Source organism: Pedobacter sp. AW31-3R (genome assembly GCF_052180285.1).
GTDB lineage: Bacteria > Bacteroidota > Bacteroidia > Sphingobacteriales > Sphingobacteriaceae > Pedobacter.
This window is the reverse complement of the sequence record NZ_CP197475.1, coordinates 2,053,862-2,076,258: the sequence shown is the minus strand read 5'-3', so window position 1 is coordinate 2,076,258 and position 22,397 is coordinate 2,053,862. Positions and strand designations below refer to the sequence as shown.

Genomic DNA, 22,397 nt, shown 5'->3' with positions numbered 1-22,397 from the left:
GTTACCTGATCAATTCGGCAAGCTTATCATGTAAATCCTTACCCCTTAAATCTTTAGCGACAATCTTACCATTGGGATCAATGAGGACATTGGCTGGAATGGATGATATGTTATACGATTTTGTCACTTCACTCTCAGCGGCTTTAAAATCACATACCTGTTTCCAGGGAAGTTTATCTTCCGCAATCGCTTTTAACCAGAGGTCTTTTTTTTCATCTAATGATACGCCCAGTATCTGAAAGTTTTTGTCTTTATATTTTTCATAAGCCGCCAGAACATTTGGGTTTTCTGCACGGCAAGGCACGCACCAGCTTGCCCAGAAGTCTACCAGTACGTAACCACCCCTGTAAGATGCCAGTGATATGGCCTTTCCTTCCGTATCGTTAAGTGTAAAAGCAGGCGCTGTTACTTTCCCTGAAACTGCCAGCTTCGCCTCGTCTAATTTTGGTTTCCAGCCTAAAACCTTTTCTGAGTTTTGCATTCTTTTGCTCAGCGAATTGTACATTGGCTCAATGAGTTTTGGCTGTATGCTGCTTTGTGTGAACATATCCATCAAATCAACACTGACATAAAGATCCGGATTGGCCTTAACATAGTCCGTAACCACCTCTTCAAAAAATTCCATCGAGGCTGGAGCACCATTCAGCGCCTTGTTTTTGGCCATTACCATCTGTTCATAGCCTTTCCAGCCTGACTGTTCTTGACCACCCCCGGCGACAGTAGCCATACCCGCCGTATCAAATGCGATATCAACCTTGCCGTCCAGGTAAAATAAAGCGACATTCTTCATTCCGCCACCTTCATCAGATTCATTTCTACGCCCAGCCCCTGCTGCCGGCTTTGGGAGAATTAAATTCAATTCCGCCAATTGCGGTCTGCCGATAACTCCTTTATATTCAAATTTCCCATTGGTGATATTCGCAGTGTCTGCATTGTACTTTCCGCCTTTATCATCTGGTGGATAAGACATCACTACCCGCATAGCTTTGTGTGCAGCAGGTATTTGCCCTTTAATGGTATAACTTGTTTGTGCATGTAGTGTTACAGCAAACAATATTGCAGCTGTTAGGATAATCAGTTTTTTCATTTGTGTGTATTTGTTAATATTTTTCCTGGAAATGACCTGCGTGCTGCGGGAGAGAGTTTGGAAAGTCCTAGTTTTACAGTCTTATCGCCCGTTTTATCACGCAGGTAAGTATAAATTACATAAGCATTAATGTCCGAGTTGGGATGTGCTGAGATCCAATTCGCAGCGATTTCCATGGATTTATCCGTTGCTTCTTTCTCTACTTTCATTAATTTTTCCAATAGACCGGGGGTATTAAAAAGACCATCATAAGAACCCGTTTCTGCCATTCGCATCATCGAGGTATCTGTAAGTGCTTTTTTTCTTGCAAAAACCTCCTCACCATCCATCATCCCGGTAAACCGGATATAATCTTTCATATAAGGCGCATCACTGGTCAGGCTAGCCTTATTCAGCTCGCCCCTCTTTCCTTGAAGGCGTACTTTTCCAGCTTCTAAATAAAACTTACGATGTTCAGGATTTTGTCCTATCAGCGCTACACGAAGCAAATACATGCCGGCACCCGGAAGCTTGGTCTTAAATTTGAACATTCCGTCATTGACCTCTGCCGTATCGTGAAATCTCTTTTCGGTTGAGTTAGATTTCAATGACCTCAGGTCAGTTAAAATCACTTTTGTATTTTTTTGCAAGCCGCTAAGCTCTCCTGTAAACTCCAATTCCTGTGCATTGACAAAAAATGCGGAGAATATCAGGACATTTAATAAGATGTATTTCATTGTATATTTTTCATTAGTAAATATTTGTTTTTTATCGGTTATGAAGCTATCCTGCGCTTATTCATCGCTGTTTGTAAGCGGTAGGCGCATGATGGTTTCATTAGTAAATATTTGTTTTTTATCGGTGATGAAGCTATCATGCGCTTATTCATTGCTGTTTGTAAGCAGTAGGCGCATGATGGCTTCTAAAAATCAGTTAGTTATTTACCGTATTTGGCAATCATATCGTTTAACATCTGATCAGTCACATCATGCCCATTCCCTGAAAAACGGACAATGCCTTTGGGATCAATAATGATCATATGCGGAATACCTTGAATATTAAAATCTTTCCAGACTTTTGGCTTTTGCATTATGCTTGAAAATTCGACTACAGGGCCATTAAAAGCATAAGTTTCTTCAGGTGATTCATCAGTTGTTGCAGCAATGAAAGCAATCTGATCTTTATATTGACGATGAAGTTCATTCACATGTGGAAATCCTGAGATACATGGTTTGCAACTTGTTCCCCAAAAGTCCAGTGCTATAAACTTCCCTTTCATGTCCGGCTTTTCTGAAAGCCATTCTTCGGCTTGTATGCCAGGTGCTTTTGTACCAATTTGCAGGCCGCCTATAGAAACACTTTTTTCAGCTTCCTTTTTCAGTTTTGACTGTGCATGTACATAGCTGGTTAACGAAAACACAGCTAAGGATAATAATATTTTTGTTTTCATTAGATTATATTGTTTTTTAAAGGTGATGAAGCGATCATAAGCTTATTCATTACTGTTTGTTAGCGGTAAGCTTATGATGGTTTCATTAGATTATATTGTTTTTTAAAGGTGATGAAGCGATCATAATAAAATTCGAAAAAGAGAACTGCAACCCGCATTGCAGTTCTCAGGAATAAATAATAGATAGTTATGGATTGTCCTCTAAACCATTGCTTTCATTCAGCATACGTTCTCCAAATTTCAAGGCAAATCGTTCTGGTTTAAGTTGGTAAGTAGTAGCTTCCTGCCCATTCGAACCGTAAATGGTGTGTGTATAATTCACATGATCATTATACAATGGATCCTGGGAAAGGCGACGCATATCTAACCAGCGCAAGCCCGTGATGGCAAATTCACGGATACGCTCATCTAAAATGAAACGCACCAAAGCTTGCTGACCTGAAGCAGCTGTCGATGGTACCGCAGCAGCTGCTCCGGCAATTCTTTTTTCCCTCAGGAGTGTCAAATCAGCTATAGCACCTGTTAAATCATTGGCACGGGCCCTACATTCTGCACGCATCAAATACATATCGGGCAAAGAAGGGCCAACATCTATCCCGGTAAAAAAACCAGATGTTCTGCGTCTCATCCCATTAGGATGAGGCTCAGTTGAGAAAATTTCAAAAGGTGTATATAAACTCAGGCGTCTGTCCGATGGATCATATAAATCGGCTGTTCCAGGACTGAAAACAAATGCATCAACAGCCTGAAACTGGAACCAACCTGCTGTGATATTATAAATAATCTCCGTATTATTAGCAGCAAGCGGCTCATTATCAAGACCAAAACCACTATCAGGGAACCATGAACCCGGAGCTTCCTGATCGTCAGGATTAAGTACTACCGTATAGTCGTATAACTCCAACGGTATGACAGCCTTAGGAACTTCCAGAAAAGCGGCATCTATATGTGTACTTGCTGCAGTGTAGTTATTCATGGCCAGATAAACCCTTGCCAGATAGAATTCGGCTACCAGCCTTGAAATTTTACGGCGATGCGTAACCATATCCAAATCAGGCAAAGCATCTGTTAAATCCTTAAGCACCAGATCATACCCCTGCTGTATTGTTTCCCGCTTAAAATCCTTTTGCGTTACATCTGCAACAGTAAGGTTAGGAATACCAGGGTCTGTAGCTGCAGTAGCCGCATTATAAGGCTTGGTGAAATCAGACAGGAACATAAAGTTACAGATGGCCCTACCCGCTTTGGCTTCTGCCAATAATGCGAGTTTTTGCGCTTCCGTTCCACCTTCCGAATCCATTACCTCGTTGATTACCTTATTAAAAAGGTAAAGCTTTCGGATGTAATTATTTGCATCTGTAATTTCGTCAGGCAGCTGATCTGCGTCATAAACCCGGTCTTCATACCTAAAAAGACGCTGCATCCTTCTATTAAGAAGACCACTCATAGAATTAAAATAGGGCTGTAATCCGGCCACTTCATCCCCCCTATATACACTGGCGTTAAAACTGGTGGAAAGATAATTAGCGTTCAGAATCTTTTCATAATCCGCAGTTGTCACTGCAATCGTTTGGCCTTTAGGTACCACCTCCAGAAATTCCTTTTTACAGGAAACCTGTGACAACATTGCCATGAAGAGCATTGAACCTAAAATATATTTTTTAAAAATTTTCATATCCGTCAACTTATTAATAATTAAAAGGTAATATGAGCTCCCAGACTAATTGTACCTTGTGCATTACGGGTAGAGCCCGTAAATTCCGGATCCATTCCTTCATCATTGGCTGCCCATAACAACAGATTATTCAATTGGAACCTAAAAGAGATGGCTTGTGCATTAATTTTGTTCGCCACAAGGCCTGGCAGGTTATACGAGAGTGTAATGTCCCTAAGCTTTACATACGATGCATTCAATATAAATTGCTGTGAACTGGTGTAATAACTTAAATTACGTTCACCGGCAAGTTCTCCTGAGGCAACATATCTTGGAATATCGGTTCTGTTTTCGTCACCCGCAACTTTCCAGCGGTCCAGGAAACCCAATTGTAAATTATTATCACCAAGTACCTGGTCCCTGGTTGTTGGATTCCGGTTACTGCTCATGACATGACCTCCATTATAAATAATATTCGCACTTAATCCGAAAGATTTGTACTGAAAGCTATTCTGCAATCCGCCCGACCAAACAGGTTGTGTCGTTCCCATATACAGGATATCTTCTGGTAAAGCCACACTGGTTTCAGCGGTAACACTTCCATCGGCTCGCCTGAACTGGGGATCACCCACCGAATTCAAACCGCCGTAATTGTAAACAAAAGTGGTTCCTAAGGGATAACCAACAAATCGTTGTGTGCCCACTAAAGCTTCGCCTGTAGTAGGTATATTTTCCCGCAGCTTCGTTAATTTATTTTTGTTATAACTAAAGGTGAAACCACTGCTCCAGGTAAAATTTCTGGTCATGATATTGGTAGAAGTTAAACCAATATCAATCCCTTTATTCTCCATATTTCCGTAGTTACCAACCACATTGTCATAACCGGTAAGAGGCGAAGTAGAGAGCTGACCGATCAAATCTTCGGTCTTTTTAAGATAAGCGTCAATAGATCCGCTCAACCTGTTTCTAAATATGGCAAAATCTATCCCTGCATTGTACACTTTCGTACCTTCCCATGAGAGCTTGGTGTTTGCTGGAGACTGCAGGATAAATCCGGCACCAGTCACATAGTTGACATTATTGTCTGCCGCTAAAATATCGTAAGACGCTGCTGTTCCGGCAAATGGTGCATTCCCCGTAATACCATAGGTCAGGCGGACATCCAGTCTATTTAACCAATGGAGGGATTGCATGAAATCTTCACTGCCTAAACCCCATTTACCTCCGATACTGTATACCGGTCTGTTTTGTGCCGATTTATCCCTTCCGAATAAATTACTCTCATCAATCCTCCAGGTCCCGTTCAATGTATACTTTCTATTGAAGGTATACCCTAAATTCGCATAATAAGAAGTGGTTCTTGCCACACGTCCTTCACCGCCGCCGACATTATTCTCAGAAAGTATGGCTGTCCCTGCTATAGCGCCGTTGATTCCAGCCGCCAATCTGGCCAGATCTACCGGTCTTGAAGTCTGGAGCTGATCATCCCATCCATAATAGGTACCAGTTGTGGTTACAGGTGTACTGCTGGTAGCCTGCTGGCCTACCATCAGGGAAAACTGATGTTTATCCCAGTCCCGGTTGTAGAACAACTGATTTCGCAAAGTCCATTCCTTTGATTCAGTAGTCCCCACGTTTAACCTCCCCCCTATAGCCGGGATGTTGTATACCGGAATCACAGTGGAATTCGCAGCCTGTGTGAACTGCATGACCTGCATTCTCATTTCATAATTGTCCTGGTTCCGCACCGATCTGGTATTGGTATTGGCAATATTGTAGCCATAAGTACCCTGAAAATCAAGCCCCTGAAGAAGATTTACTTTCACTGCGCCTACTAACCTGGCATATAATCCATTAGAAGTACTGTACGCGCTTTCTTTTTCAAGGATAGGATTATAATTTAAATCAACCCTGCTTCTTGACTGGTAAATCGCTCTGAGGGAATCAGAAAGTACAACGCTCCCATCCTCAGTTGGTATCCCCTTTAAATAATTAATGGTCAAAGGATTGCCATTTGGATCTGTAAATAGCTGATAAGGAACGATATTGCGATCCGCACTATACGTATTCCGGTTTTTTGTAACGGTGTTTGTCAGGTCCGCATTCACAGAAACAGTAATTCTCTTACCCAGGATAAAATTGTTATTCAAATTAATTTTATACTGATTATTCTCTGATCCCGGGGTATTATTTTGGGTACCGATGTGATTAAACGATCCGTAAAAGGTATGTACATCTCCTCCCCCTGAAATTGATAGCGTTTGGTTTAAGCTCGCTGCATCACGAACAAAAAGATCGGCAATCTGGCTGGTATTAGAAAGATTTGCTAAACTATCTAATTTAAAGTCAGCCTGAGACTGGCTAATTAAATTTCTGGCCCTGTCGTATTGAATTTGTAGATGCGGCAGAGAGCCAAAATTTTGTGTAACCGCAGCATAGTTTTGGTTGAATTCCAAATACTGTGGAAACAATTCCCTGTTAACGGCGATAAACTGCTGTGAATTTAGCCTTTGTACATAATCCAGGTTTGGTCGGCCCTGGAAAGCATAATATCCGTCATAGTCAATCTTCAGTTTACCACCTGCCTTACCTTTTTTGGTCGTAATCACAATTACTCCATTTGCAGCCTTAGCCCCCCAGATGGAAGCAGAGGTAGCATCCTTAAGAACAGTGATATCTTCTATATCCTGCATATTCACCTGACTAATGTCCCCGTTAAACTCAATTCCATCGATCACAATTAACGGTGTAGTAGAGGTAAGTCGCGCAGTAACCCCTGTAGCATCAGGAATTGAACTTTGTCCACGAACCAGTAATCCAGCACGACCACCTTCCATATTGGCAGCACTTGTCCCGTTTATTGCCTGGGCATTCACCAGCAATCCGGGAACCAGGCCTTCAAGCCGTTGAAGAACATTTGGAGTGCTCGTCCTGTTCATCATCACCTTCATATCAGGTTTAGCGAATGAACCTGCCGCCCGTTCTCTGGATATTTTCTCATACCCTGTATTGAACTTCACCTCAACTTCCTCCAGATCGGTATTTGCAAGCAGCATCTTTATTGTACCCATATTCTTGGCAGCAGTCATCTCCACAGGCTCATAGCCCATATAGGCGATGAGGATAATTGCAGCATCGTCCACATTTTTCAGTGTAAATTCACCAAATTGGTTCGTAGCAGTCCTGTTACTCCCCCCCTGAACAAATACAGAAGCTCCGGCCAAAGGATTTCCTTTATCGTCTACGACTTTTCCCGAGATGTCAATATTTGCAAATTCAGAAATGATCCTGTCCATAAGTGAGGGATCACTTTGTTTTTTAATGTTGATGATCTTGCCTTCAATGCTGTAAGTCAGGGGCAATCCGGCAAGTACCGTTTTCAACGCTTTATTGATATCCACGTTTTTCACATTGACATCAACCATTCTGTTCCTGGGAATTATTTTTCCATCATAAAGGAAATCATACTGACTTTGATTCCTGATCTCCATCAAAAGGGACTCTAAGGAAGCATTTTTCCGGTTGAGGGTAATCTGTTGGGCAAAGGTTGATGCACTGACCTGGAAAAAGGATGCTATTAATATTACGGTGGTTAAGCGCATAATCAGCATAAATTTAGAACAGAGAGACCGGTACGTCCCCCCGTATCTGTTAGAATTTTTATACATTTGTCTGGTTTGGTTGATTGCAGCAATTCTTACTTTCGACGGATAGATTGCTGTAGTTGATATTTTATTAATTCCAAGCTGCTCCAGTTCCAACACAGTTGGGACTGGGCTTTTTTAGTTTTTATAGTAGATTTTTCTGCATGGTTGTTTGGGTTAGGTTCACAATCGGTTGATTATCTCATTTTCAATTAAATCTTAAATAATTCGGCGAGTTTCGCTTCCAGTTCTTTTCCGTGTAAGTCGATAGCAACAATATTTCCTTTTTGATCGATTAGCAAATTTCTCGGAATAGCAGTGATATGGTATTGCTTACTGAGTGCAGATCCAAAACCTTTCAGGTCACTCAAATTTGCCCAGGTATAGCCATCCGCCTGGATTGCTTTCTTCCATGCATTGGCATCAGTATCTAAAGAAATGGCGATTACACCAAAACCTTTCGGCTTATAATTGTTATACATCGGAATCAACCCGCGCCCCTGCGATCTGCATGGCGAACACCAGCTTGCCCAAAAGTCGATGAAAGTATATTTATTTGCTGAGGTAATGTCTTTAGAAGAGATGACCTTACCTTCCACATCAGGCATCATAAAATCTTCATACTTAAAAGAGATTTGCTGCTTACCGGATAAATCAGAAGAATCGTCATTTTTAACTGCTACAGCATCCTTATCCTGACTCGCTAAGTCCAAAGTAAACCGTTTCTTAGCTGGAGGAAGGCACATTTGATTGGTACAGGCCATATACTTTATCGTAAATGCCAGTATGGTTTCCTTTTCAGACCTTAATTTGACGGTCTGTGTAAATGTCACCCCTTTTGAATAGTGGGATAAATGCTCTCCCTCCTTCTGTTCATAGCCTTTTTCCAGGAGTTCACTACTCCACTCCACATTCTCATTAGGATCAAACAGAAATTCTGTAGGCATCCCCATACCGCCACCTTGTCCCTGAGGATAGATATGATAAGGCTCTTTCACCTCGGCACGAAATTTCAGCTCATACGTTAATGGTCCAGTCTGCTTACTGCTGAATTCCCAGGAAACCGGATGCTGCTGAGCAAGGGTCGAAAAAGCCAGCTGGCACATGGCTATTAATAATATACATCGTTTCATTTTTTCTAATCATTAAGCTTTCTCAACACAAAAATTTTACGTCCTTCTACCCTGAAAGTCACTGATACAGCAGATTCTACCGATTTAAGTACCGTAGAAAGCTGGTAACTTCTGGAAACCCATCCACCCAACTCCATGTTATCCGGGACAGATGCATCGTAGATGACTTCCATGTCATACCATCTTGCAATTTTTCTCATCGCCGTTTTAAATTCTACATGATTTAAATAGAAATCGCCATTCTTCCAGTCGAGGACACTGGATAGATCAGCTTCCCGCACGTCGATCCTGCCAAATCTATTGATTGCCTGTTCTCCGGGCCTGATAATTTTTTGCTCATCCCCAACCTTTATCTTCACCGAACCTTCCAGCAATGTTGTTGCAATTCCAGGCTCGTCTTTATAGCTATTTACGTTAAAATGTGTGCCCAAAACCTCTATTTGCTGCTCTTTACCCATGACCACAAAAGGGTGAAGTTTATCTTTCGCCACCTCGAAGTAAGCTTCACCTTCCAGGAATACTTTACGTGTTTTGTTGGTAAAGAATTGGGCAAATGAAATTTTTGAATCTGCATTTAGCCAAACTTTAGTACCATCAGGCAATGTAAATATATAGGTCTGTCCTTTTGCAGTTGTGGCCGTCAGCATTTCATCTTTTAGCTTGCTTTCCGCTTCTGCATTGACAGTGCTTCCGTCCGCATAAGCCAGGCGATTGTTTCCTATGACTACACCTGTCTGAAGGTCGCTTAACTTAATCACCTTACCATTGCCCAGCGTTATCGTTGCACCGTTACGACCAGGTTTAATATATGGATACTGTTTCGCATAATCAATTGTAGAGTGATCAGCACGGCGAATCCCACTAAAGAAATAAATGCACAGGGCAAGTGTGGTTACCGCTGCAACTAATCCTGCAATACGGAACCAAAGTTTGATGGGGCTTACAGCAGCCAGAGGGGCTTCGGTGGTCAGGCTCCCTTTAAGCCCTGAACTTGTCAGCTCCCATATAGTGTCGGTTTCAACCTCATTGAAATTTTTAAACTCCTGCATAAAATATTCCTGAGCGATCAACCGATCGTAAAACTCCAGGTTTTCCGGAGAGGATTTTTTCCAGGCCTGTAGCTCCTCATCTCCTGCAGGATCCAAGGATCCATTAAGCGATGCGGTGATCAATGTGGATATATAAAATTCCTGTTCTAACATTTCGTCCATTTTATTCAATTCACACTTGTTCATGTTATTGATATAGAAACGGGATGACTGCCTAAAGCAACCATATGAAATTGAAATATTTTTTTTATTTGTGAATAAAAAACAAAAAGGCCAGCTGCAGTGCATTGGAAACACCTTTTTTTAGCAAAGAATTTTTAATGATAGCTACGGCTTTTATTTTTTGATTGCGTACTGTTTGTATAGACAGCCCCAGTTCAGCAGCAATTTCATTTGTACTTTTTCCTTCAATGTAAAGCATTTTAAATACCACCTTCATTTTATCGGGCAGTTCCTCAATCTCTTTATTGACCATATCCAGCACCTCTGCCTGAACGACATCATACAGGATAGTTTCCTCTCCCTGCTGAAGATATATGATATATTTTTCCTGTGCAGCAGTCCTAACTTTTAGGCTGGCCAGATAATCCAGGCAGGCATTGCGACAACTGATATACAGAAAGGCCTTGATATTTTGTACGGTCTTGAAATCTTTGTGCTTCTGCCAGAGTTTAAGAAAACATTTTGACACAATATCATCAGCTTCTGCTTTATCCTCAAGCATCCGGGTGGTGAAATAGGCAAGTGACTTACTGTGGAGCTTAAAAAAATGAGCAAGTGCCTTTTCATTCCCTTCATATAACTCTTGCATCCAATTTAATTCTTCTTCCCTTGCTTTTTTCATTTATTAGTTATTGTGCAAATGCCTCAATAAAATTACCGAAATCGACGGCAAAATATTGATTAAATCTGGCAATACCACATGCATTGCTCCAGAAAATACCCCATATGACAGGATTTACTATACTTTCCTATATTTCCGCAGGTTTTAACAAACAATTTAATGTGGATATAAGTAATTACACAAAGAATTCTTAGGTTTCCTCCAAGGCTTTTTTGCATAATCATCAACTTTTCAGTTCCATCATCACCCGTTTACTGTAATTCTCTCGAGATCCCGGGACAACTTTGAGATTAAATGTACTGCCATTACATTAACTCAATCCGGGAGCCTTTTTCCATATTCAGCTGGAATGCTCAGCAATTGCTCTGATTAAGCAGATATTTAGTAATCTAATCAGTGCGTTAACAGTTACCTTCCCTCCTAAAGCGATCACCTATGTTATAATCAATGCAATGCCTTTTTACGCGGCGGCAATAAATCCTGCTGCTATCAGTGGTTTTGACAAAACCCAGACAAAGAAAATTCTGACGCAATACAATGAAATAAGCGACGCACAACTCAAAGCCTATCAGAATAAAACACAACCTTTCAACGCAAATAGCTACCCCCCGCTCGTTCCTCCATTGAACCCTTATGATCATATTACCATAAGATCTCATTTTTTAAGTAACCATGTGATAAGCAAGGTCGTACACTGATCGTAATAAAACAATAGTAAAGCAAAAGTAAATATATAGTGAAACGATGTTTAAAAAGGAGCTGATTAGATGCTGACAAGGTGTTGACAAGGGCAAATACCCTGTCAGCACCTTGCCAGCATCTTGTCAACACCTTGTCAGCACCTTGTCAACTATAGTAACACCATTGGTTCACAACGGCTTAGACATGGCTTCATGACGACCAAATCCCTACGTTGATACGCTCTTGGTAGCATTTAGAAGCGGAAAAGCAGTGATCCCACAGAATCGCCATTTTTAAACTCAATTAAAGCGACGGCATCTCAGGGTATTGGTAAACCCGAACCTTTAAAACATAGCTGTGTTGGTCACAACTGTTAAAACTTCTGCTTTATGCTCTTTTAAGCCGACATCCCCTTCCTTCTTTCCTCAAAATGCTTACGTTCTTCGCAGAACTCCTTTCATTCATCTCAAAAATTTCTACCGGATAGCTTTTGACCACACCTTTGTTCTGTTGACCATCAATTACTCAATGCGATCAGACCAGGGGACATCAATCAAAAACACTAATCCACGATCATGTACAAAATCACATTAAACATCCTTTTATTATTCAGCACGACGATATCATTCGCTCAATCCCGTTTCACGGTGAATGGTACGGTCACCGATAAGAAAAATGGGGAAACCATTATAGGGGCAACCGCCTCTGTACTGGGAACCGGAACCGGAACGGCTACAAATGCTTACGGATTTTATTCACTCACGTTGCCTGCCGGAAAGCATAGACTGGTATTTCGTATGATCGGTTATCAGAACGATACGGTACAGCTTAACCTGACCGCTAATATAAAGCTGAATCATTCAATGGATAACAATTCTACCTCACTTAACGAAGTAGGCATCATCGCGAAAAAAAACGACGATAACATACGGGAAGCGCGAATTGGTTTGGAAAAGCTGACCCCCGCCAGTGTCGCCAAAATACCGGTGATCTTCGGGGAGAAGGACATCATCAAGACCGCACAACTTTTGCCCGGTATCAAATCCGCCGGTGAAGGCAGTGCAGGTTTCTTTGTTCGCGGAGGTGCAGCCGACCAGAACCTGATCCTGCTGGATGAAGCCCCCGTATATAACGCATCCCATCTGCTGGGTTTCTTCAGTACATTCAATAGTGATGCCTTAAAGGATGTCACCATCCTGAAAGGGAACAGCCCCGCACAATATGGTGGCCGCCTGTCATCCGTGCTGGATGTGAAAATGAAAGACGGGAACAACCAGAAGTATAATGGAAGTGCGGGGATTGGCCTGATCAGTAGCAGGGCAAGCTTTGAAGGACCAATTGCCAAGGACCGTGGTTCGTTTATTGTCTCCGCAAGAAGAACCTATGTTGACCTCTTCCTGAAACTTTCAGAAGACAATAAAGAGAACACCCTATACTTCTACGATATCAATGCAAAAGCAAATTACCAGATCAATGAAAAGAACAGGATCTTCTTCTCCGGTTATCTTGGAAAGGACGTGTTAGGCATAGGCAAATCAATGGCGGTCGACTGGGGAAATAAAACAGCCACCTTGCGCTGGTCCTCTGAGTTCGGCCCCAAATTGTTCTCCAATGCCTCCTTTATCTACAGTGATTACAATTATAAGATGAATTTCGGGGCGAGTAACAGCCAGACCCGCCTGAATTCCAAGATCCAGGATTTCAACTTGAAAGAAGAGATGACCTGGTTCCGCACGACAAACCATACCGTTAAATTCGGTTTTAACGCGATCCGTCACAACCTGGTTCCGACCAGGGTGACCAGAGGTGCAACGGTGCCAGCAGACAAGAAGGGCCGCTCTTCCTACGAAAATGCCGGCTTTGTGAACAGCACATGGAAGATAACCGACAAACTGACGCTTGATCACGGCATCCGCTTGTCCGCCTATTCGATCCTGGGAGGGGATACGTACCGTTTCTTTAACAAAGGGATCCAGACCGATAGTGTCGTGCTGGATTCAGGAAAAATCGGCAAGACCTATTTCAATTTGGAACCGCGGCTGCAGTTTAATTACCTGATCAGCGATGTGAGCAGTATCAAAGGCGGGTTTGCACGCAATTCACAGCACTTGCATTTGCTCAGCAACAGCACGAGCACCTCCCCGACCGACCAGTGGTTTGGCGATAGCTATAACATCAAACCAGAGGTTAGTGACCAGTTCAGCCTGGGATACGCCAGGAATTTCAACAATAGTAAGTACCAGACCAGCGTGGAGGTATACTACAAAAACCTGAAAAATCAGATCGATTACAAGGATGGGGCAGATATCAGCACGTCAAGGGATGTGGAGAGTGAACTTCTTTTTGGCAAGGGAAGAGCCTACGGAGCAGAGTTCCTGGTCAAGAAAACCCAGGGCAGGCTTACCGGCTGGATTGGGTATACCCTGGCGAAAACGGAAAGAAAGATAGATGGCATCAATAACAACAAATGGTACAATGCCAGACAGGACCGTACCCATGACATCTCCCTGGTTGGGGTGTATGATCTTTCAGCGAAATGGTCGCTATCCGGATTATGGATATATGGCACCGGTAATGCCGTCACCCTGCCGAAAGGTAAATACCAGGTTGGGGGACAAAGTATCTTCGTTTATACCGACCGCAATGGGGACAGAATGGCTGCTTATCACCGCATGGACCTCGCTGCGACCTACACCAAAACAAACAAACGGGGCAGGGAAGTATCCTGGAACTTCAGCCTGTACAATGTATATGGCCGGGAGAACCCTTATACGCTGACATTCGAAGACAGTGAGACAGATCCCAATAAAACAGTGGTTAAACAAACCACACTCTTCCGCTGGATACCTTCTGTAACCTATAATTTCAAATTTTAAGATTTATCACCATGCAAAAGATCGTTATTCCCATTATAGCATTCCTGCTTTTCCTAACTTCCTGCACCAAAGAAATAGACCTGGAATTAAAATCCAGCGAGCCACAGCTCGTGTTCGAAGGTAACATCACGAACGAAGTGGGTCCCTATACGGTACAGATCCACAAGACGGTGGATTTTACCAAGTCGAATACCCTGCCAGCTGTGAGTGGCGCTATAGTCACCCTATCAGATAACACCGGGCTAACCGAAATACTCAAAGAGACCACGCCGGGTATCTATCAGACTTCAATCCTGGTCGGCGTTCCGGGCAGGACGTACCACCTGAAGGTAAGTGTGGAAGAAAAAATTTTCAGTGCCACGAGCACCATGCCTCAACCGGTCAAACTGGATACCATAAAGTTCGACCTTTTCACCAGCAAGGGGGATTCAGGCGGCCCGGAATATTCCACGCTGCCGGTATTTACAGATCCTGCTCATGAGGTGAACAATTATCGATTTATTCAAACCGTTAACGGTAAACTCGACAAAACCTATTTCACGCTCAACGACAATACCTTCAACGGATTACTGAACGAACAACTGCTGTTCAATCCTGATGCCGAAATTAAACAGGGTGATACGGTATTATTCGAATTCCGCTGCACGGACAAAAGTGCGTATGATTATTTCTTCACGCTTTCTCAATTCATGACAGACGGGCCTTATTCTACTACCCCGACTAACCCACCCACAAATTTAAAGGGCGACTTCGCCTTTGGTATATTTTCAGCCCATACCGTTCAGAGAATAACAGCTGTTGTACCCGCAAATTAAGCTATACCGCAGCCCTAACTTACAGGAATATGACTTCTACAAAGGATACTGACCATAAAATGAGAAGGAAATACAAGCTTTTTCTAACCATTGCCATCATTGCACTGGCAGCAACCTTGACCTGGATATTCTCTTATAGCAATTCAGGCAACGATCTCATCCTATCCGTAGAAAGGCCATCCTATGGCTATATTGCGCAAAGCGTGACTGCCACGGGTACGATACAGCCCCTGGACACTGTATCTGTAGGCACACAAGTGTCCGGAACGATCAGCCTGCTGAATGCCGACTTCAATTCGGTCGTTAAAAAAGGCCAGCTACTTGCACAACTGGACAAGACCCTGCTCAGGGCAATGGTTGACCAGAACTCCGCCACTGTACGCCAACAGCGCGCCCAGCTCAGTTTCGACAAAGGTAACTTTGAACGACACCAGCAGCTGTATGCCACCAGATCAGTCAGTAAACTGGAATACGAACGTGCATTGAATGCCTATCATTCGGCAGCCTCCGCAGTGGAAAATGCCGAGGCACAGCTAAGGTCTTCGACCAGAAACCTCTCCTTCGCTGACATTTATTCGCCGATAGATGGGGTGGTACTGTCCCGTAATATCAGCATCGGGCAGACCGTAGCGGCCATGTTCAATACCCCAACCTTGTTCGTGATCGCCAGAGACATTACCAAAATGCAGGTACAGGCTGCTATTGATGAAGCTGACATCGGCAATATCCAAAAAGGGCAGCGTGCAACTTTTACAGTGGATGCTTTTATCGACGAATCGTTCAAGGGTACAGTGGCCGAGATACGGTTACATCCAAAGGTAACTGCCAATGTAGTCTCTTTTACAACGATCATCAACGCGCCCAATGAGGTGATGAAACTCAAGCCAGGTATGACCGCGAATATTATTGTTTACACAAAGGAGTTCCATCACGCCCTCCGCATCTCGGCTAAGGCGCTGAGGTTTAAACCCGATTCTACGCTTGATGGCAAATACGAAGTTGTTCCCTTGAAAAAGGACGCTTCGTCAGGCGTAGCAGAAGAAAAGATCAAAGTAAAGAGCAGTTCGGTTTGGGTTAAAGAAGGAGATATCCTGAAAGAACGCCAGGTGAAGTTGGGTATCGACGACAATAACCGCGTGCAGATACTGGACGGTTTAGCTACGCACGACCTTGTGGTGACCTCTCCATATGGAAATTTTTAATCTCATACGGCTGGCTTTTGAAGCCATACAGCACAACAAATTACGTGCTTTTATGACCATGCTCGGGAACATTATTGGCGTAGCAGCGGTAATCCTGATAGGCGCGGCGGGAGAAGGTGCTAAATATATGGTCAAAGCTACTTTGGCTACCATGGGTACCCACCTCATTATGGTCACGCCTGTCAGCAATGATCCGGGGGGTACCCGCATTCAAAGTGCCGACCTTCAGACCCTCAGCATGAAGGATGTGACCGCAATAAAAGAAAACACCTTATATGTGCAGGCAGTATCCCCCACATCACAGTCAGCCGGTCAGGCTATTCATGGTGCTTTGAATTGGCCGACAACGATCGAAGGCGTGAATGAGCAGTTCTTGTCTATCAGGAACCTGTCGCTAAGGGATGGCCTGATGTTTTCCGAAGAAGAGGTGCGCAGGTATGCCAAGGTTTGCCTGCTGGGCCAGACTGTTGTCAATCATCTTTTTGCCAAAGGCCAGAACCCCATTGGCAAGACCATCCGTTTCGGTAAATTGCCCTTGAAAGTGATCGGTGTGCTGAATCGAAAGGGACAAAGCGCGTTCGGGCAGGACCAGGATGATATCATCCTTTCGCCATACACTACGGTACAGAAAAGGGTGATTGCTTCGACCTACTTTGGCGGCATCTATGCCTCAGCAAGATCAGAAGCACTCTCGGACGCAGCCACGAAAGAGATCGTAGACCTGCTTCGTACCTCCCACCGGCTACGGAAGGAAGAATCCAACGACTTCGAGGTGCTTACACAAGTGGAGATGCTGAAAACGCTAAATACGATATCCAGCCTGCTGACCATATTATTGATGGGGATTGCCGGTATTTCCCTACTGATCGGTGGCATCGGGATCATGAACATCATGTATTTGACGGTGACCGAAAGAACCCGGGAAATCGGCTTGCGTATGTCCATTGGCGCAAGGCGTAAAGACATCCTCAGCCAGTTCCTGACCGAAGCGATCATCATCAGCGGAAGCGGCGGTATTGCCGGTATGCTCCTGGGACAAGCTTGTTCAGTCCTTATGGAAACAATACTGGCCTGGCCTATATTAGTGCTGACCTATCCTATGCTGGTCTCCTTTTCCTTTTGCACCCTGACCGGCGTTTTCTTCGGCTACTACCCTGCCTTGAAAGCATCCAGGCTTGATCCAATAGAGGCCCTGCGATATGAATAAACTGAATGACCAATGACATTAGTCCTGCGATGAAATTTAATTTACAATGCGCCAGTTATAAATCACCATAAACCCAGTCAACATGTGCAAAGTTATCACCATTATGTATACTGATATTGAAAACCATAAAGATCTTGTCAAGGTATCGAAAGCAATGAAACCATTTTCAGAAAGTGTAATTGATTGGTCAATTGACTTGACGGATTGTGACAAGGTTCTTAGGATAATATCCAGGACAGATCAGAGTGTCTTCATTAAGAACAACATCAACAATCTTGGCTTTAGTTGTGAAATCATTATGATTTTCACAACTAAAGCCAAGATCCTCCCCTAAAAGTACCGGATAAAATATAATCATATTTTTCAGCAAAAGATACAGGACTACCATCAGATGGCCTGCATTTTTTATTCAATCATATGTGTGTGTTCTGACGTTAAACTCAACTTATTTTACCTCCCCCTCTTAAGGGTTGGTTGACCACAATCCGATCTCTTTAACAAAAGCGCGTTGCGGCAATTTTAAATTGTGAACGACCAAAAAGGCCAGATCTTCCGGTTGTAATGCCTTTTCTTCATCACCATCCGTAAACTTTGCTTTGAGGGTCATTTCAGTAGTTATCGTGCTTGGATTCACTGTAGTTACCCTGATATTGGATTTTCTCACCTCCTGCATCAGCGATTCCGTAAGATTGATCACTGCAGCTTTAGATGCGCCATATGCACTCATTTTTGCTCCACCCCTTAAACCTGCGGTCGATGCGATATTTACAATATCACCTTTTCCCTGAAGAAATAAGAAAGGTAAAACTTCGTGAACGACATAATAGGTACCCAACACATTAATCCGTATCACCTCTTCCCATTCTTCTACCGGCAATTCCAGAAAACCACCAACTTTCAGAATGCCTGCATTGTTGATCAGGATGTCTATAGTTTTCAAAGCATCGGTGATAGAGGCAACGGCAGACCTGACCTGGGCAAGGTCACCAATGTCGGCAGTGGCATCCGCAACCTGGATGTCCGGAAATGATGATTTTAATTCCTCGCTAAGGACTTTCAGATCTGCCGTGGTGCGGCCAATCAATCCCAGGTTTACGCCTTCGGCTGCCAACGCCAATGCGAAGGCCTTACCTAATCCTTTTCCTGCACCGGTAATGAGCGCTGTTTTTCCTTTCAATGATATCATCTGCTTTTTATTTGACTACAATATTCATTATATTTAAACTTATTACCGAACATTTCCTGACTTACTGTGGATTTGTTCAACAATAATGAACTTATGATTGAATCGGTAAAAAGAACGATGGAAATCCTCCAGTACATCGCACAAAATGGTAACCAGGTACGTTTGAAAGATGTTTCAGAACATTTGCAGATTGAGAAAACAACTGCCCATCATTTCCTGAAGTCTTTGCTGGAACTGGGCTATTTGCAGAAAGATGAGCTCAGTCCGCGTTATTGCCTGAGCAGCAAGATGCGCATACTGATGCCCCCTGAGGTATCAGCGCATATGCTGAAGCAACGTTTCAGGCCGGTATTGCAGAAGGTGATGGAGTTGACCGGAGAAACGACGTATTTATCCATCCAAATGGGATCACACATTCGCCATGAATTGAAATGTGATCCCGACCGGAATGTCAGGATCAGTCTTGAACTGGGAAAAGAATATACCGTGATGAACTCAGCAATTGGCAATGTTTTCATGGCCTATTCGCCGCATTTAAGAGACCACATCATACGTTCTTTAGGTTCGGAAGAAGCAGAACAATTGAACGACCGTCTCAAAACAGTGATTGCCCAGGGATATGCAGACGATTTTGAACGTATGGAAAAGGAATTGAATTGTATTGCACTGCCTATTTTTGAGCAGAAGAGACTGGTAGCAGCCATAGGGGTTTCCGGGCCTGCCTACCGCTTTGCGGAAAAGGAAATGCAGGAAGCCATTTATTATATCAAAACATATCTGTGACCTCAGCAGCATTGCACTTTGCGGAAGCCCCGCTCAGCTAAAGCTATCATAAACATACGCTAATAATGATTACACTCACATTTGACAAATTCCTTGTCTCTCAGCTGCATTGTCGGAATTATCTTCACTACCTTAAGAAGAATATATATTCCCCAATAAATAACACTATTGAGTAATCCCCTTCCATATCATTTGAAAGTTTTCTTGAATCACCCGTTTTTTTAGCGGCAGATACTTTTGTATGATTGCGTTCGCGAGCGTACCCACTGTCCCATATATAAAACTAATCAGGACCGGCGCATCCGTTTGCCTGAAAATCCCCTCAGACATACCTCGGCTAATCAGGTCATACAGCGGTTTATTCTGTAAATTAAACTGCTGCAATTGCTCCTCATAATTAAGTTGAAGATAGCTTGATCTTGTATATTGGTCAGTAAACACAGTCTCGTCATGATGCTTCAGTTTGAACCTCAACATTCTAAACAACAAATCATTAGTCACATGACGAATGGGTAAACTCAGATCCAACCCTTCATAAACTTCAACAAAAAATTGATCCCCTGCCGATGCGTATGCCGCCTGGATCACTTCCTCTTTATTTTTAAAATAGGTATACATAGCCCCTACACTCAGTCCCGTTTCTTTAGTGAGGCCAAGGATACTGATACCTGCCAGTCCCTGTCTGCCGACAATCGTATAAACTGCCTGAATAATTTCTTCTCTTTTTAAAGGATCCTGAAGCCGCATAGTTCTAAAACGAATTAATATTCTTTTATTACACTGAAATTACAACAATTTGTGAATATAAGCTGTTATTTAGATAAATCCTTTGCGCATTAAATTTTCCTATATGCCCCAACTGGATTTAGCTTACTATAAACATAATTGAGAATATAATGACAAAATTAAAAGACAAAGTTGCCCTCATTACGGGAGGTGCCCGGGGAATGGGACTAAATCATGTGAAAAGGTTTGTTGAAGAAGGAGCAAAAGTATATTTCACAGACCTGCTTGTAGAAGAGGGACAAAAGGTTGCCCAGGAATATGAGGGTAAGGCGATATTTATCAGGCAAGACGTATCAAAAGAAGAAGATTGGAAAAACGTGATCGACACCATTGATAAGAATGATGGCAAACTGGATATCCTGGTAAACAATGCGGGAATTCTTCACTACAAATCGATTGAAAACACCGCTGCGGATGAATACATGAGAATAATCCATATCAATCAGTTATCGGTATTTCTGGGTTTAAAATATGCACTTCCTGCGTTGAAGAAGAGTGGCAACGCCTCCATAATCAATGTATCTTCGATTGCTGGCATCAGGGCCAACATGGGTGATGTTGCCTATGCCAGCAGTAAATTTGCGATTAAAGCCATGACCCAGGTGGCTGCACAGGAATTTGCACAATTTAATATCCGTGTCAATTCCGTCCATCCAGGCCTTGTGAAAACACCAATGGCCATGCTCGAAGCCGATCAGTCGCTGATGCAACCCCTAATCGATAATACACCTTTAAAAAGGGCCGCCTCACTAGACGAAGTTTCGAATGTGATTGTATTTTTATCTACAGAGGATTCAGGATTTTGTACAGCCGCAGAATTTATAGTTGACGGTGGGGTAACTACTGGTTTTAATAAAGCTGCAAAGTTTTAGAGCGGACTGTAATGACAAGGCAAATCAACAATTGTATGCAATTCAAGTAACGATTTACACACCATCACTATTCTGTTAAAGGGCCTGTATCATAGGAAATAAAATGATACAGGCCTTTCTTTTTATAGCTGTAAGTTTCATTCGTGATTTTTCAACTTACTGCAAATATTTGCATTGAGGAGAAATGGTCGGATGTAACATGATCATACCAGCTGTTTAAACTATATTTTATGAAGTACTGCCCTTATTGCAAAAAGTACAAAAACGATAAAAAATGCGATAACCACAGGCGTAAAAACTTCAAACCAACCCACACTACCGGTAATAATTTTTATGATAAAAAGGATTATACTAAATAGTATCCCTAAAGAAACCACAGTTTTTTTAAGACTACCCGAACGCGCAGTAGCTTTCTTACTTCTTCTCTTTGCCACAATTGATACTTTTAAGGGAATGTGATTTCAACTCTTCTGTTCTTCTTTCTGCCTGCATTGGTATCATTTGATGCAATTGGATTTTCAATTCCTTTTCCTATCGCGACTACCCTATCCTCAGCTACACTTTTAGAAATCAGGTATTCCTTAAATGCATTGGCCCTAGCCTGTGAAACCGTCTGATTGATTTCTAATGAACCATCACTACTCGCGTAACCATTTACAGTGATCAGTGCTTTTGGATGAGTTGATAAATAAGAAGTGATTCGCTTGACTAAGGATTGGTCTATACGCGTAAATGAAGCAGAGCCCTGAACAAATGTTGCGGGAACTTTATGATTCAATTGAGCAGGGACGGCATCATTGGGGGCTGATGGTGCAGCAAGCGCAGTTGTATCCGCCACAATGGCACCAGAGGCTGTCTGTACCTGATCTTCAACTACAGCAACCGAATCTGATTTGATGCTGGCGGTTGCCACATCAGCCGCACCGGCTATTTTTGGAAGGGATGAATAATACCAGATTCCACCTCCAATAATTAAGATGGCAAGCAGGCCGATTAACCCTGTTACTGAATTGGAGGATTTTTTAGGTAAGCTTGCTTCTGCGGCTTCTCCTTTTGTCAAATCAAATTTAGGAGGAGTCTGTGTTTTATTGGACGAACCCGTATGGGATCCATCATTTTTATTTAAGTCAAATGCCATAATTTCTAAAA

At 42.8% G+C, this 22,397-nt stretch carries 18 protein-coding genes; 6 read left to right on the top strand and 12 right to left on the bottom strand.

The features are described from left to right. Nucleotide 1: 1 nt before the first annotated feature. The 8 genes from ACSBL2_RS08395 to ACSBL2_RS08360 all read right to left on the bottom strand — a co-directional run bounded on the left by ACSBL2_RS08395 (nt 2) and on the right by ACSBL2_RS08360 (nt 10,840). The gene (locus ACSBL2_RS08395) at nt 2-1,087 is read right to left on the bottom strand and encodes a redoxin domain-containing protein (RefSeq protein WP_442591238.1); all 1,086 of its coding nucleotides are present in this window, start codon (nt 1,085-1,087) and stop codon (nt 2-4) included. Continuing rightward, nucleotides 1,084-1,803: a DUF4369 domain-containing protein gene (locus ACSBL2_RS08390; RefSeq protein WP_442591237.1), complete on the bottom strand. Its 720-nt coding sequence runs from the start codon at nt 1,801-1,803 to the stop codon at nt 1,084-1,086. Before ACSBL2_RS08390 ends, ACSBL2_RS08395 begins: the two co-directional genes overlap by 4 nt. Before the next feature lie 200 nt (nt 1,804-2,003). Further along, entirely contained in the window at nt 2,004-2,516 is a 513-nt protein-coding gene (locus ACSBL2_RS08385; RefSeq protein ID WP_442591236.1) for a TlpA family protein disulfide reductase, read from the bottom strand. 187 nt (nt 2,517-2,703) lie between these two features. Continuing rightward, nucleotides 2,704-4,191, bottom strand: coding sequence for a RagB/SusD family nutrient uptake outer membrane protein (locus tag ACSBL2_RS08380; protein WP_442591235.1), 1,488 nt, complete (start codon nt 4,189-4,191; stop codon nt 2,704-2,706). 20 nt (nt 4,192-4,211) lie between these two features. Next, nucleotides 4,212-7,772: a SusC/RagA family TonB-linked outer membrane protein gene (locus ACSBL2_RS08375; RefSeq protein ID WP_442591234.1), complete on the bottom strand. Its 3,561-nt coding sequence runs from the start codon at nt 7,770-7,772 to the stop codon at nt 4,212-4,214. A 254-nt stretch (nt 7,773-8,026) separates the two neighbouring features. After that, complete coding sequence (locus tag ACSBL2_RS08370; protein ID WP_442591233.1) at nt 8,027-8,947, bottom strand: peroxiredoxin family protein; 921 nt, start codon at nt 8,945-8,947, stop codon at nt 8,027-8,029. Nucleotides 8,948-8,952: 5 nt separating this feature from the next. Then, on the bottom strand, nt 8,953-10,182 hold the full coding sequence (locus ACSBL2_RS08365) for a FecR family protein (RefSeq protein ID WP_442591232.1): 1,230 nt from the start codon (nt 10,180-10,182) through the stop codon (nt 8,953-8,955). Nucleotides 10,183-10,243: 61 nt separating this feature from the next. Then, entirely contained in the window at nt 10,244-10,840 is a 597-nt protein-coding gene (locus tag ACSBL2_RS08360) for an RNA polymerase sigma factor (RefSeq protein WP_442591231.1), read from the bottom strand. A gap of 1,256 nt (nt 10,841-12,096) precedes the next feature. Between ACSBL2_RS08360 and ACSBL2_RS08355 the strand changes: the two genes are divergently transcribed. From ACSBL2_RS08355 to ACSBL2_RS08340, 4 genes are read left to right on the top strand one after another with little or no spacing between them, the layout of a single operon-like run. After that, nucleotides 12,097-14,397: a TonB-dependent receptor gene (locus ACSBL2_RS08355; RefSeq protein ID WP_442591230.1), complete on the top strand. Its 2,301-nt coding sequence runs from the start codon at nt 12,097-12,099 to the stop codon at nt 14,395-14,397. Between the two features lie 11 nt (nt 14,398-14,408). Then, nucleotides 14,409-15,212: a DUF4249 domain-containing protein gene (locus tag ACSBL2_RS08350; protein ID WP_442591229.1), complete on the top strand. Its 804-nt coding sequence runs from the start codon at nt 14,409-14,411 to the stop codon at nt 15,210-15,212. A 29-nt stretch (nt 15,213-15,241) separates the two neighbouring features. Then, entirely contained in the window at nt 15,242-16,414 is a 1,173-nt protein-coding gene (locus tag ACSBL2_RS08345) for an efflux RND transporter periplasmic adaptor subunit (RefSeq protein WP_442591228.1), read from the top strand. Further along, nucleotides 16,401-17,621: an ABC transporter permease gene (locus tag ACSBL2_RS08340; RefSeq protein WP_442591227.1), complete on the top strand. Its 1,221-nt coding sequence runs from the start codon at nt 16,401-16,403 to the stop codon at nt 17,619-17,621. The genes ACSBL2_RS08345 and ACSBL2_RS08340 overlap by 14 nt, the downstream gene beginning before the upstream one ends. A 463-nt stretch (nt 17,622-18,084) precedes the next feature. Here the strand turns inward: ACSBL2_RS08340 and ACSBL2_RS08335 are convergent, their stop codons facing one another. Continuing rightward, a complete protein-coding gene (locus ACSBL2_RS08335) occupies nt 18,085-18,807 on the bottom strand; it encodes a 3-ketoacyl-ACP reductase (RefSeq protein WP_442591226.1) in 723 nt (240 codons plus the stop codon). Between the two features lie 93 nt (nt 18,808-18,900). Here ACSBL2_RS08335 and ACSBL2_RS08330 point away from each other — a divergent pair, with 93 nt between their 5' ends. Further along, the gene (locus ACSBL2_RS08330; RefSeq protein WP_442591225.1) at nt 18,901-19,590 is read left to right on the top strand and encodes an IclR family transcriptional regulator; all 690 of its coding nucleotides are present in this window, start codon (nt 18,901-18,903) and stop codon (nt 19,588-19,590) included. Between the two features lie 165 nt (nt 19,591-19,755). Here the strand turns inward: ACSBL2_RS08330 and ACSBL2_RS08325 are convergent, their stop codons facing one another. After that, nucleotides 19,756-20,337 (bottom strand): TetR/AcrR family transcriptional regulator, encoded by a 582-nt coding sequence (locus ACSBL2_RS08325; protein ID WP_442591224.1) that lies wholly within the window; start codon nt 20,335-20,337, stop codon nt 19,756-19,758. A gap of 149 nt (nt 20,338-20,486) precedes the next feature. Between ACSBL2_RS08325 and ACSBL2_RS08320 the strand changes: the two genes are divergently transcribed. Further along, a complete protein-coding gene (locus ACSBL2_RS08320; protein WP_442591223.1) occupies nt 20,487-21,248 on the top strand; it encodes an SDR family oxidoreductase in 762 nt (253 codons plus the stop codon). A 221-nt stretch (nt 21,249-21,469) separates the two neighbouring features. Here the strand turns inward: ACSBL2_RS08320 and ACSBL2_RS08315 are convergent, their stop codons facing one another. Together ACSBL2_RS08315 and ACSBL2_RS08310 are read right to left on the bottom strand one after the other, a co-directional pair. Beyond that, on the bottom strand, nt 21,470-21,682 hold the full coding sequence (locus tag ACSBL2_RS08315; RefSeq protein ID WP_442591222.1) for a hypothetical protein: 213 nt from the start codon (nt 21,680-21,682) through the stop codon (nt 21,470-21,472). An 11-nt stretch (nt 21,683-21,693) separates the two neighbouring features. Beyond that, complete coding sequence (locus tag ACSBL2_RS08310; protein WP_442591221.1) at nt 21,694-22,386, bottom strand: OmpA family protein; 693 nt, start codon at nt 22,384-22,386, stop codon at nt 21,694-21,696. Nucleotides 22,387-22,397 lie beyond the last annotated feature (11 nt).